The following is a 14,131-nucleotide window of genomic DNA, read 5'->3' on the forward strand; positions in this document are numbered from 1 at the left end:
AAAGAAGATTAACTTATGAAAAAGACTTTTTACCAAATAGCGCTAATTTTATTATTAGTACTCCTTGTTTTATATAGCTTTTATCAATTTTATTTTGAGGGGAAAGGAGTATCTGTTTTTGATTATAATACTTACTTAAAGGCAGTAGATTTTTATGTTTATTTAGGTATTTCACTATTGTTTGAAGGTGCTTTAATATGGCTGGTACTTACTTTAAGTAAAGGGAAAGGACAACTCGAAATGAAGTAAATATTTAATTATCCTATAAAAAAAATCCGCTTCGGTTTAGTACTGAAGCGGAGTTTTTGTTGTTATATAAAGTTGCCTTAAGTAGGCTTTTTATTAAATAGAATAACAAGTGTTACAGATAGTAAAACAAACATTAGTCCAATACCTGAGATAAAATCAAAGTGTTCAGCAAAGAACAATGTACCTACTAATACAGCTACTACAGGTTCCATTGAACCTAAAATAGAAGTAATTGTTGATCCCGCGTGTTTTACTGCTAATACTAAGCATAAATCAGATATAAATGTAGCAAAGAAGCCCAATAAGATTAGGTTCATCCAGTCTTTACTTAAAGTGATTGGTTCTATACCTGTTGTTACCAAACAATAGAATAAGAAGATTAAACAACCCATTAACAATACATAGAAAGTTAAAGAATCAAAGTTCATATCGGCAATTCTCGACTTGTTTAAACCGACTATATATAGTCCGTATGTAAAGATTGTTATCGAGGCTAAGACAAGTCCTTTAAACAAAGCCGGAGATGGTTCTCCGTGCCAACACATCATTCCAACTCCTAATAGAGAAAGTACAGAAGCGATTAATAAGACTATTGATTTCTTTTCTTTGTAGAAAAGAATCATAACTATACTTACAAAGATTGGATATAAAAAGTGAACAGTAGTTGCTAAACCACTTGCGATGTATTCATAGGAGTCAACAATAAACTTGGCTGTTGCGGCATACAATAACGCCAAGAAAAAGACGACTGCTAAATCTTTAATAGCTATTTTTAAACTTGTTTTCTTATACACACATACGGCTCCCATTGTGGCAGAAGAAAATAGAAATCTGTAAAATAGGATGGTCGGTATGCCGATAGCTGCCACCCCTTCTGGTCGCAATTCAGGTACAATTAATGGCAAGGAAAACAAAGGCACCAAACCAAATGTACCAGAAGAAATTAATGCGAAAAAAATTCCTTTCAGGTTTTTCATTGTTTTAAAAGTTACTTATTAAAAATTTGAGCCAAAGATACGGCATCTAATAACGGTAGAAATGATGATGTAAATATTTGAGAATCTCTTAAATAATATAGATTTTAGGTATTCACGTTATTAACGAATAAGAGTTTTGAAAAATAAAATAGCAAAGAGTTTCTGAATTATATTCAGATTGAATAATAGTCTTTTTAGACATCTATGTTTGTCATTAAATTGATAAAAGATGATTGTAAGAATTGTTAAGGTGATAATTTTCACTATGTTTAAGTGACAATACTGAAATAAATAGGGTTGTGCACCTTAACTTTAATATGTATTTTGCCTCCTTCAAACTAATAGATCAAACAACTATGAGAATTAATTTAAACTTGAATACTATGGTTAAACATAGTGTTCTTGGTATTGCACTTATGACAAGTGTTATGGCAACTGCACAAAAAGCAGACCCGATAGTAGATGCTATCGTGAAAGAGGGAACAGAAAATTCACAATTAAAGCAATATGCTTTTGAATTGATGGATGTAATTGGACCTCGTTTAGTAGGAACACCACAAATGATGGAAGCACATAATTGGGTTGTTAATCAATACCAAGCAATGGGACTTGAAGCTCGTAATGAAGCGTATGGAACTTGGAAAGCTTGGGAAAGAGGTACTACGCAAATTACAATGACATCACCACGTATAAAGTCATTAGAGGGAACGCAGTTGGCTTGGAGTCCGGCTACAAAGAAAAATGGTGTAGAAGGAGAGGTAATTGTTTTAGTAGATGCTAAGAATAAAGCAGAGTTTGACGCTTGGTTACCAAAAGTGAAAGGTAAGTTTGTAATGATTTCTCAACATCAGTTTTCTGGTAGACCTGATTATCAATGGAAAGAGTATGCAACAGCCGAGTCTTATGATAAGATGAAGGAGCAACGCCGAGTGGATGCAGAAGAATGGTACCAGCGAATTGCTAACACAGGATATTCAGCTAAGGAATTACCTAAAGTTTTAGAAGAAGCAGGAGCTGTTGGAATTGTTATGTCGTATTGGACGGGTATAATGGGGGCAAATAGAATTTTTGGAGCAGAAACAATAAAAGTGCCTACGATTGACTTGTCAGTGGAAGATTACGGATTATTGTTCCGTTTAGCGGAGAATGGTAAAGCTCCAAAGATTAATGTGAATGCACAATCAAAAGATTTGGGTACTGCAAAAACATATAATACTATTGCTGAGTTAAAAGGTGGAGAGAAAGCTGATGAGTACGTTATTTTATCGGCACACTTAGATAGTTGGGATGGCGGAACAGGAGCTACTGATAACGGAACGGGTATTATCACAATGATGGAAGCTGCGCGTATTTTGAAGAAAGTATTGCCTAATCCTAAGCGTACTATTTTAATCGGTAATTGGGGAAGTGAAGAGCAAGGGTTAAATGGTTCGCGTGCTTTTGTTGCTGACCATCCAGAATTGCACAATAAAATACAGGTGGTATTTAATCAAGATAACGGAACAGGTCGTGTTGCTAATATTTCAGGACAAGGGTTTCTAAACTCATACCAGTATTTGACAGATTGGTTACACGCAGTACCAGCTAAGTATAAGAATGAAATTAAAACACACTTTCCAGGTTCTCCATCAGGAGGAGGTTCTGACCACGTGTCTTTCGTAAGTAAAGATATTCCTGGATTTATGTTGAGTTCTCTTGGTTGGGGTTATGGTGGATATACTTGGCATACAACAAGAGATACTGCTGATAAAATAGTTTATGATGATGTACAGAACAATGCTATTCTTATTGCAATCTTAGCTTATAAAGCAAGTGAGGAAGAAGAATTGGTAAATAGAGATAAGATTGTCTTGCCAATGAATAGTGAAGGAGAACGTCAAAAATGGCCTGAAGCAAAAGGTCCAAAGCGTACTGTAAATTAAAAAAGATATTAAAATTCGAGAGGTGCTATACTATAGCACCTCTTTTTTTGTTTATAGAGTATAGTATTGTAGAGATAAAGACTTATTTTTATCTCAAAGTAATTTGAACGAATTATGAGGAAAATAAATATATTTTTAATGATACTCGCTCCAATAGTAGGGTTTGGACAATCATCAAATCCTAAAATAAAGGCATTGTGGGAGAGTATTGCTAAAAAAGAACAAGGCTACGAAGTAAAAAGCCTTGCGCCAGAAGTTAAGGAGGTTCTTGACTTATCGCGTAAAGAAAAAGACTACCCAAGTGTATTAAAAGCTCTTTTTTATCAAGCTAAGATTGATATAGCAACTAAAGATGATAGTGAGTTTAATGTAAACGAAGTTTTTCAGGTATTTGAAAAGGAACGCAAAACCGCTACTGGGGTTTATGCTGCTATGCTTGATGCGTATCAAGGGCAGTTATATGCTATTTACAAAAGTGAAAACTCATATAAGTTTAGAAATAGAACAGAGCAAGAAACAGATAGTGCAACTGATGTACGTTTTATGACATTGAGTCAGTTGGAACAACGCATTGATAACTTCTATTCAAGTGCTTTGACGCTTTTGGAAAAGAATTCTACTGTATTAGTAAAGGATTGGAAGGATATGTTTGTTTATGACAAAGATAGCAAAGTAGACTTTTCTAATTATACCTTGTATGAGGCTGTGCGTTTAGATTACGCTTCAGTTTTGTTGAATGGACTTTATGGCTTCGTGTCTCAAGCAGATCAAGACTTGAATAGAGATAAGGCGTATAAGTTAATCGATGAGGTTAAGAGAGAAGTGGCTAATCACAAGAATGTAGATTTAGTGATTTACACTGCTTTGTTTGAATTAGACTTTAGATATGATTGGACAGCAACTGCTAAAAACGATAAGTACAAGCAATTGCTAAAAGACTATCCGTTAAACCTGGATTTATCAAAAGCATACTTACAATTTTTGTACAGACAGTTTGAACAGACGAGTGAAAATTCGGAGTTTAAAGTAGAAGGAACAGAGGTTATTGCTTATGCTCAAAAGGCATTAAGACTATTTTCTTTGTCAGCAGATAAAGGGCAATTAAAGATGTTTACAGATTATCAAAAACTTGTAACTAATCCTGACTTGAGTGTATCTACAATTCAAATGCTTGATGTTAATGAAACTGCCCCATTAAACATCAGTTATAAGAATACAGATAAAGTTTATGTGCAAGTAGTTAAAATAACTGAACCTGTTGCTGATTATGTGTTTAAATATGATGTACACGAAAAAGAAGGGTATCAATATATTTCTACGAAAGATAAAGTAGTAGATAGCTATACTATTGATGTTAAGAAGTATGATGATTACAAAGTACATAGTACGCGTATTGCATTGAAACCATTAACAATGGGGCGTTATGCTATTATGACAAGTACAGCTCCTTTTGATAGATTGGAGAAAGATAAAGATGTTGTAAGTTATACAGAAGTTAGTGTTTCTGCTAATGTAATCATCTTAGGAGAAAACAAACTTCGTGCGTATAACCGTGCTACGGGAGAACCTTTAATGAATAAGCGTATTCGTGTATCAAATAGTATTTCTAATAAGAGAGATAAGAATTATTGGGAAACTGTAATTACTACGGATTCAAAAGGAGAACATACGCTTGCTCTTGATATGCAATCTTCTCAACGTATTTATTCGATTGATGGGGAAGACGTGTTTTATAGAAATTATTATTATAACCCAAGAAAAGATAAATACAGCGATGATGTAGAGAGTATTTCAAGTAAATTGTTTACTGATCGTGGTATATATAGACCTGGACAAACAGTTTATTTTAAAGCTATATTGACAGAAATAAAGGGACTTACTGAGAAGGTGTCTACAAATGTGAAATATACTGTTGAATTGGTTAATACAAACAATGAAGTAATCAATAGTATTGACGCTATTTCAAACGAGTTCGGATCATTACAAGGGTCATTTGCTTTGCCTGCTTCTGGTAAGTTAGGAAACTTCTATATCAGAGTAAAAGGAATAGGTGGCTCTAAGATGTTTAAAGTAGAAGAGTACAAACGTCCAAAGTTTGAGGTAACAATGGATAGGGTAACAGAAAGTTTTCAGTTAAATGAAAAAGTATCTGTTAAGGGAAGTGCTGTTGCTTTTTCAGGGGCTAATATCGATAAGGCTAAAGTAACATATAAAGTAACGCGTGCTACTTTATGGCCTTACTTACCTTGGTATAGACGTATGTTTATGCGTTATGAAAAACCAGAGTTGATTACACAAGGAGAAACAATCACAGATAAGGATGGTAAGTTTGTTATAGACTTTACTGCTATTCCTGCTAATGAGAAAAAGGATAAAGATAACCCTCGTACATATCGCTATGTGGTAAATGTTGAGGTAACGGATGTCAATGGAGAAACACATACAGAGTCGTCTTCTGTTACAGTAGGAGATAGAGGTGTATTGCTTGACTTAAAAGTAGGGGCTAATGTAACAGCAACGGACTTAGAAACAATCAAATTAAATACAACAAATCTGAATGGTGTTGATTATCCTGCTAAAGGAGAGGTTGCTATCTATGAGTTGAAAGCACCGTATCCAAAGCGTATGCTAAATACAGGTTTGCGATCTGGAAATAAAGAGGAGGCATATACATACGATGAGTTTGTTAAGTTGTTTCCTTATTTACCTTATGCACAAGAATTAGATCAAGCTACTTGGAAAGAAGGAGCTCAGGTTTTTAAAGCGAGTTTTGATACTGCACAAGCCAAAGAGCTTAATTGGAAAGATGCTGCTAAGTTAGCAAGTGGTACTTACATTGTAAAAGGGTTTGTATATGATAAAGATGGAGAGAAGGTAAGTGTAGATAAACAAGTCACTGTTGTAAATACAAATGAGAAAAATCGTCAGGTGTATGACTTGCTTGATGTACAAGGAGGCGATGGTGTTTACAAAGTTGGTGATAAGGTAACGTACTCTTTACAGTCGGGAGAAGAGAATACAATTGTTGTTGTTTCTGTCATTTCTAAAGAAAGTGTTGTTACTCAAAAAACACTGAAAGTAGGTAAGAAGGCTGTAAAGTTTGAAGTGCCTGTTAAAGATGAAAATACTATTTCAGTGTATTTTTCAGCAGTGAAACACAACTTTTACCAAAATGATAGAAGGTTGATTAGTGTTAACAACGAAATAGGTAAACTAAATATCGAGGTTGGCTCATTCAGAGATAAGTTGGCACCAGGTCAGAAAGAAACGTGGACATTGACTATTTCAGGATTAGACAAAGACAAAGTATTGTCGGAAGTATTAGCAGGAATGTATGATGCTTCTTTAGATGAGTTTGCGTCTAATTCATTTGCTTCTTCTTTTTACAAGAGAAAGAAATACTATACTAATAACGATAGATTCAACTTCAATAATGCGTTCAATAATATTACATATACAAGTAATGCTGTAGGAAACTACTTTAGTTATGAGTCTGTGTATTTTGGTATGCCAATTACGTTAGAGACTTTCAATATTGGATTTGCAAATACACAACGTATGATGTATAGAACGATGGCTAAGAGTGCTGATGCAAATTATGTAATGGGAGAAAGTGCTGTAATGGCTGCACCAAGTACACAAAAAGTACGTGGGAAAAGTGAAATGTCGTTTGGAAGTGGAGATGCCAATAATTCGCCTCTTCAAATTATAGATGGAGTAGTTGCAGAAGAAGGTGTAGAAGTAGATAGAAAAAATATAGTTGAAATGAAAGTATTGTCTCCAGAAGAGGCTACGGCTTTATATGGAGTTAGAGGTGCTAATGGTGCAGTATTGATTACAACGAAAGAAGGTGCTTTGGCAGAATTAGGGAATGTGGAAACAAGAACTAATCTGAATGAGACAGCATTTTTCTATCCACAGTTAAAAACGGATAAGGAGGGTAATATCAAGTTAGAGTTTACAATGCCAGAAGCGTTAACGCAATGGAAGTTTATGGCTTTGGCTCATAGTAAAGATTTGCGTACGGGTTATATAGAGAAAAAAGTACGTACACAAAAAGATTTGATGGTTGTTCCTAATATGCCAAGATTTTTACGCCAAGGAGATGAGGTTGTAATTTCTAATAAGACAACAAATCTTTCTGATAAGGAAGTAAATGGAACAGTTGCTTTATTGCTTTTTGACGCATTTACAATGGAACCAATTGACGCTTCATTTGTTAATGATGACAAAGTAAAAGCAATTGCTATTGGCAAAGGAGAATCAACGGTAAGTACGTGGACTATAAAAGTGCCTAATGGTATTCAAGCTGTGGTTTATCGCGTGGTTGCAAAAGCAGGGGATTTTAGCGATGGTGAGGAGTCAGCATTACCAATTCTTTCAAATCGTATGATGGTAACAGAAACAATGCCTATCTATGTGAAAGAAGGACAAAACAAGTTCTTCACGTTAGATAAGTTGAAAGAAGGTAATTCATCAACAAGCGACAATTTCTTATTGACATTTGAAATGACAACAAATCCATTGTGGAATGCTGTATTTGCGCTTCCGTCGTTGAGAGAGTATCACTCGTCAAATGCCAATGGAATGTTCAATAAGTTTTACGGGAATGTAGTTTCTACTTCTATTATGAATAGCAATCCTCGTATTAAAAGTGTATTTGACAATTGGAATTCAAAAGGAGAGTTGGTATCTCGTTTAGAGAAAAATAAAGAATTGAGAAATATCTTGATTGAAGAGACTCCTTGGTTAATGCAAGCAGAAAGTGAAGAAGAACAAATGAAGCGCATTGCTTTATTGTTTGACTTGAATAAAATGCAACAAGAGCGCACAGAGTCTTTTGACAAATTGCTTGAAATGCAAAATGCAGATGGAGGTTTCCCTTGGTTTAGTGGTAGTAACTCTAATTTATACATTACACAATCTATCGTAGAAGGTTTTGGAAACTTGAAAAAGATGGGAATGTTAAATGAAGAGATGGGAGTTGCTTATAAAGGAATGCTGGATAGAGCAATTCAATTTGTAGACCAAGAGCAGTTTAAAGCGTATGCGAAAATAAAGAAAACAGCAGTGGTGGATTACAACCCAATCAACCTTCATTATTTGTATGTGAGAAGTTTCTTTAAAGATGACTTTAAAATGAAAGAAGAATACGGTGTAATGCTTAATTACTATTTAAAAAATTTAGAGGATAGTAAACTTAATGTAGGTTTATACAGCAAAGCAATGCGTGCGGTAGTAGCTAAACGATATGGTAAAAACCAGTTGGCAAATACAGCAATTAAGAGCATTATGGAGTTATCAGTAGATTCGGATGAAATGGGTATGTATTGGAAAGAGAATAAACCGGGATGGTTCTGGTATGATTCGCCAGTAGAAACACAAGTGATGATTATGGAGGCTTACAGTGAGGTTGTTTCTAAAGAAGACAAAGCATTGGAGGAAATGAAAGTGTGGTTGTTGAAAAATAAACAAACAACAGCTTGGAACTCAACAAAGGCTACTACTCGTGCTATTTATGCTTTATTGAATATTGGTAAGTCTTGGGCAGATTCTGATAAGGGAATTGCAGTAAAAGTTGGTGGTACGCCAATTGACTTAACAAAAGATAGTCAAATGGGAAGTGGTTACGTAAAACAGTCTTGGTCTAAAGGAGAAATAACTCCTCAATTGGCAACTGTTGAGGTAGAAAAAACTTCTCCTGGTGTGGCTTGGGGAGCAATGTACTGGCAGTATTTTGATGATTTAGATAAAATCACAGCAGCACATACAGGAGTTAAGTTCAATAAACAATTGTTCTTACGTGTGAATACAGACAAAGGAGAAGTCTTGAGACAGATTACAACAGATACTCCAATTAAGGTTGGTGATAAAGTAGCAGTACGTTTAGAAATTGTTGTTGATAGAGATATGGACTTTGTTCACATTAAGGATATGAGAGCAAGTGGTTTTGAACCAACAAATGTTTTCTCTGGTTATAGATGGAGAGGAGAGTTTGGTTATTACGAGGAAACACGTGATGCATCAACAAATTTCTTTATCTCTCGATTAAACAAAGGAAGTTATGTTTTTGAATATGATTTAAGAGCAAATACAGCTGGTTTCTTCTCAAATGGAATTACTACATTACAAAATATGTACGCTCCTGAAATGAGTGCGCATAGCGAAGGAATAAAAGTAGAGATTAAATAATAGGTATAAGTGAATACCAAATAAAGAAAGGCGAACCAATGTGTTCGCCTTTTCTTGTTGTAGGTTAAGTGTAAAAGGGAAGGTGTGGTTGTAACTTTGTAGTACAAAAAACAAAGAGATATGAAAACAAGAAATATTAAACAAGTAGTAGCACCACAACCTGCACACTTTGTAGGAGATGGTTTTAGAGTGCATAACTTTATTCCGAGTATGCCAAATATGAGTATGCAACAAATGGATCCGTTCATTATGTTTGATTATAACTCAAAATTCGTGTTCCCACCTTCTCAAATTCCTAAAGGAGTTGGTGTTCATCCACACAAAGGGTTTGAAACAGTAACAATTGCTTATAAAGGTCGTGTTGAACACGGGGATAGCAGTGGTGGAGGTGGTATCATTGGGCAAGGAGATGTACAATGGATGACTGCAGCATCAGGTGTTTTACACAAAGAATTTCACGAAACAGAGTGGAGTAAAACAGGAGGTGAGTTTCAAATGGTACAACTATGGGTAAACTTGAAAGGAGAAGATAAAAAAGGACCTGCTAAATACCAAGCGATTGAAAATGATAAAATGGCAAAACATCAATTGCCAAATGATATGGGATTGGTTGAGGTAATTGCTGGTGAATTTGAAGGAACAAAAGGAACAGCTTCTACGTTTACACCTATGCATATGTTTAATTTAAAAGCTAAAACAGGTGCTAAAACCAGCTTTACTTTTCCTTCTCATTTCACTACAATGTTGTTAGTTTTAGAAGGGGAAATTAAAGTTAATGATACTACAATTGTAAAAACAGACCACGTTGCACATATGGCGAAAGATGGAGAAGTGTTTACTGTTGAGGTTTTAGAAGACGCAGTAGTATTAGTGTTGTCAGGAGAACCGCTAAACGAACCAATTGCACACTACGGACCTTTTGTAATGAATACAAGAGATGAATTAATTGAAGCTGTAAATGACTTCAATGAAGGTAAGTTTGGTGACTTAGAATAAATAGTTTAAACAAAAGATAGTTGTGTCTTTATAGAGATTTGGTTTGGTTAAAGGAGAGATAAGTTTTTATTTCTCCTTTTCTTTTTTCTTATACATTTGTTTTTTTTTAAAGTATGAAAAAAGTAGGATTAGGATTATTGACCTTTGCGCTATGTGTTGCGAGTTGTCAAGATAAGAAAGTTGAGGTTCCAGCAGTCGAAGAAGCCACTGTAGAGAGTATACAAGAAACTGTAGAAACCAAAGAATTGAAATTGTCTGGTGAAACGATGGATACGTATATGGATTCAGAAGATGCAATGATGAATTCTTTAGTAGAGAAAGACCAACTGCGTCTACAAAAAGCAATTCAGATTATCGGAAATATGAATATATTTTATACGGAAGATGAAGGTATAGATAACTATAAAACAGATGCTGCCTTTCTAAAGATTGTAGGGGGTAAGACATTTAAGCAAGTTTGTGATACTGCTGAAGGGTATTTAAAAGCAGAACAAAAAGAAGAATTAGACCGTATTCACAATTTATTAGGAACGATAAAAGATCCAAAGGCTGCTTCGGAAGTAGATAAGTATAATGAAGCGCAACAAAATCTTAAAGAAGCAAATCAAATGCCAATTACGCTGGATAATTATACATATAATGAGGAGTGTTTTCTATAAACTGTTTTTATAAAACAATTGTAATAATAAGAAAGCCCATTGTTTTTTGACAATGGGCTTTTCGTTTTATTTAATCAAACCAGCTCTTTTTAGCAAAGCATCTGGAGTAGGTTCTTGACCTCTAAATTGTTTGTATAATGTCATTGGGTGGTCTGTACCTCCTTGAGATAATACATTATCTTTAAATTTTGTTGCAATGTCTTTATTGAAGATTCCGTTATCTTTAAAGAAAGCAAAAGCATCAGCATCTAATACCTCTGCCCATTTGTAGCTGTAGTATCCAGAAGAATATCCCCCTTGGAAAATATGAGAGAAAGAAGTACTCATCGCATTTTCTCTTACGTCAGGATATTGAGCAGTAGCTTCAAATTGTGCTACTTCAAAGTCTTTTAAACTTGTAATAGTAGTAGGGTCTTGACCGTGCCATCCCATATCTAATAATCCAAAGCTCAATTGACGTACTGTTGCCATTCCTTCTAAGAAGCTTGCACTTTCTTTGATTTTTTCAACTAATTCCATTGGAATAGCCTCTCCTGTTTGGTAGTGTTTTGCAAATAATGCTAAAGCCTCTTTTTCAAAACACCAGTTTTCCATAATCTGACTTGGTAATTCTACAAAATCCCAGAATACATTAGTTCCCGATAAACTTGGATACGTTGTATTAGCTAACATTCCGTGTAAAGCGTGCCCAAACTCGTGGAATAAAGTAGTAACCTCATTAAAAGTTAATAAGGATGGTTTTGTAGCCGTAGGTTTAGTAAAATTACATACAATAGAAATGTGAGGTCTTTCATTCACGCCATTTAAAACATATTGATTTTTGAAAGACGTCATCCAGGCTCCGTTTCTCTTTCCTTTACGTGGGAAGAAGTCAGTGTAAAACACAGCAACAAACTCTCCTTTGTCATTTGTTACCTCAAATGTTCTCACGTCTTGGTGGTATTTATCTATATCTTGAACTTCAGTAAAAATTAATCCGTATAATTTATTAGCTACTTGAAAAGCACCATCCAATACATTTTCTAATTGAAAATAAGGTTTTAATAACTCATCATCTAAACTAAAGCGTTCTTGTTTCAATTTTTCAGAATAGTATGCACCATCCCATTTTTCTAATTGGTCGATATTATCTAATCTTTTTGCAAAAGCAGTAAGTTCTGCAAATTCTTTATCTGCAGCTGGTTTAGCTTTTGCTAATAATTCATTTAAAAAAGCATTCACTTTATCCGGAGATTGTGCCATACGTTCTTCCAGTACAAAGTGAGCGTGTGTTTTGTATCCTAATAAATTAGCTCTTTCGTGGCGTAATTTTACGATGTTAAGCACATTAGCTTCATTGTTGTGTTCGTTGTCTTGGAAAGCCTTTTTACCTGCCGCAATAGCCATTTCTTTTCTCAATGCTCTATTATCAGCATAAGTCATAAATGGAATATAGCTTGGGTAGTCTAAAGTAAATAACCAACCTTCTTTCCCTTCTTGTTCCGCTAAGCTTTTTGCCTCTTCAATAGCCCCTTCAGGTAAACCAGCAAGGTCTTTTTCATCTGTAATATTCAGTTGGTATTTATGTGTTTCTGCTAACACATTCTCTCCAAAAGTAAGCGATGTCTTAGATAATTCAGCATCAATTTCACGCAGTCTATTTTTTTTATCTTCAGGTAATAAAGCACCATTTCGTACAAAACTTTTGTAGTTTTTAGTCAATAGTGTTTTTTGTTCTGTATTTAAGTTCAAGTTGTCGATTTGCTCATATACCGTTTTCACGCGTTTAAACAATTCTTCATTTAAAGAAATATCATTGCTAAGAGCAGAAAGTAAAGGAGCAACTTCTTGTGCAATCTTTTGCATATCGTCATTAGTCTCCGCTGAGTTTAGGTTGAAAAAGATATTAGAGATAATATCTAAACTCATACCAGAATATGCTAAAGCTTCTATTGTATTTTCAAAAGTAGGAGCTTCAGTATTTGAAGTAATAGCATTAATCTCCTCTTTAGTTTCGTTGATTGCTTTTTCAAAAGAGGGTTTATAATCTTCTGTTTTTATTTTAGAAAAGGGAGCAGTCCCGTGTTTTGTATTGAATTGAGTATTTAATAGTGACATATTATATGTGTTCAATTTTAATGTTCGTAGTCTTTAAAAGATAAAAGTAAGTTTTTTTAGAAGAATGTGTTGTTAAATAAAATGGAATATTTTATAATAGTTTTTTAATCAGTTACTTGTGTTTTTAGTTAAAAGACAAGAAATTACTTTTTACTACTCCACCAATTCTAATTTAGTTTTTAAGAATGTGATAGGTTCCTATAGAAGAGAGCTGTAAAGTTGAAGCTTAGATATAGTATACTTAAAGTAGTATTAGTATTGTTTTGTGTATACCATGTTCGGGACATCTACCACACAAGTACCACATTAGTTCGGAAAAAAGCTCTTTTACCGAAGGTGTGTGGTAGGAATGTGGTACTTGTCTGGTAGATGATACGTCTAAGTCTTTGTTTAGAACCTATTGATTTGTGTTTTTGGAGATATAAAAGAAAAATAAATAATGTAGCGTGTATTTTTTAAATTGCTATTTTCTTTAGGATGTAATCGATGTTTTATAAAAAAGAAACGCCGAAAAAGAAACTCTATTTCGGCGTTTATATTATGCTGTAAAATGAAGGTTTACTTGATAGATTCAGCAGCTTTTAAAACAGCATCTCTTAATCCATTTTTATACTCAATCATTTTGTTTAGTACTTCTTGGTTTTGGCTACCTAAGATTTGCAAGGCTAATAAACCTGCATTTTTTGCTCCATTTAAAGCAACTGTGGCAACAGGAACACCACCTGGCATTTGAAGTATAGATAAAACACTATCCCATCCATCAATAGAGTTAGATGATTTTACAGGTACTCCAATCACAGGAAGTGGTGACATAGAAGCAACCATTCCTGGTAGATGTGCTGCTCCACCAGCACCCGCAATAATTACGTTTATTCCTCTTTTATGAGCATTTGATGAAAAGTCAAATAACTTTTCTGGAGTTCTATGAGCAGAAACAATATCTACTTCAACGTCAATTCCAAATTCTTTAATAATATTAATGGCGTCTTGCATTACAGGCATATCTGAAGTACTGCCCATTACTACTGCTATTTTCATA

General features: G+C 34.4%; 8 protein-coding genes. 5 read left to right on the top strand and 3 right to left on the bottom strand.

Annotated features, from left to right (window positions below; translation table 11 throughout):
* Positions 1-15 precede the first annotated feature (15 nt).
* Complete coding sequence (locus BLT46_RS01880) at positions 16-249, top strand: hypothetical protein (RefSeq protein ID WP_090405319.1); 234 nt, start codon at positions 16-18, stop codon at positions 247-249.
* Between the two features lie 77 nt (positions 250-326).
* Here BLT46_RS01880 and BLT46_RS01885 read toward each other — a convergent pair whose 3' ends face one another.
* Positions 327-1,226: a DMT family transporter gene (locus tag BLT46_RS01885; protein ID WP_090405322.1), complete on the bottom strand. Its 900-nt coding sequence runs from the start codon at positions 1,224-1,226 to the stop codon at positions 327-329.
* Positions 1,227-1,582: 356 nt separating this feature from the next.
* Between BLT46_RS01885 and BLT46_RS01890 the strand changes: the two genes are divergently transcribed.
* The 4 genes from BLT46_RS01890 to BLT46_RS01905 all read left to right on the top strand — a co-directional run bounded on the left by BLT46_RS01890 (position 1,583) and on the right by BLT46_RS01905 (position 10,995).
* The gene (locus tag BLT46_RS01890) at positions 1,583-3,148 is read left to right on the top strand and encodes a M20/M25/M40 family metallo-hydrolase (RefSeq protein ID WP_090405325.1); all 1,566 of its coding nucleotides are present in this window, start codon (positions 1,583-1,585) and stop codon (positions 3,146-3,148) included.
* 138 nt (positions 3,149-3,286) lie between these two features.
* Positions 3,287-9,340: an alpha-2-macroglobulin family protein gene (locus tag BLT46_RS01895; RefSeq protein WP_176770710.1), complete on the top strand. Its 6,054-nt coding sequence runs from the start codon at positions 3,287-3,289 to the stop codon at positions 9,338-9,340.
* 120 nt (positions 9,341-9,460) lie between these two features.
* Positions 9,461-10,336 (top strand): pirin family protein, encoded by an 876-nt coding sequence (locus tag BLT46_RS01900; RefSeq protein WP_090405332.1) that lies wholly within the window; start codon positions 9,461-9,463, stop codon positions 10,334-10,336.
* A gap of 113 nt (positions 10,337-10,449) precedes the next feature.
* Positions 10,450-10,995, top strand: coding sequence for a hypothetical protein (locus BLT46_RS01905; RefSeq protein ID WP_090405335.1), 546 nt, complete (start codon positions 10,450-10,452; stop codon positions 10,993-10,995).
* Between the two features lie 66 nt (positions 10,996-11,061).
* Here the strand turns inward: BLT46_RS01905 and BLT46_RS01910 are convergent, their stop codons facing one another.
* Together BLT46_RS01910 and purE are read right to left on the bottom strand one after the other, a co-directional pair.
* Complete coding sequence (locus tag BLT46_RS01910) at positions 11,062-13,092, bottom strand: M3 family metallopeptidase (RefSeq protein ID WP_090405339.1); 2,031 nt, start codon at positions 13,090-13,092, stop codon at positions 11,062-11,064.
* 558 nt (positions 13,093-13,650) lie between these two features.
* Positions 13,651-14,130 (bottom strand): 5-(carboxyamino)imidazole ribonucleotide mutase, encoded by a 480-nt coding sequence (purE, locus tag BLT46_RS01915; RefSeq protein WP_090405342.1) that lies wholly within the window; start codon positions 14,128-14,130, stop codon positions 13,651-13,653.
* Position 14,131: the final 1 nt, after the last annotated feature.

The sequence above is a fragment of the Myroides phaeus genome, assembly GCF_900099675.1.
GTDB lineage: Bacteria > Bacteroidota > Bacteroidia > Flavobacteriales > Flavobacteriaceae > Flavobacterium > Flavobacterium phaeum.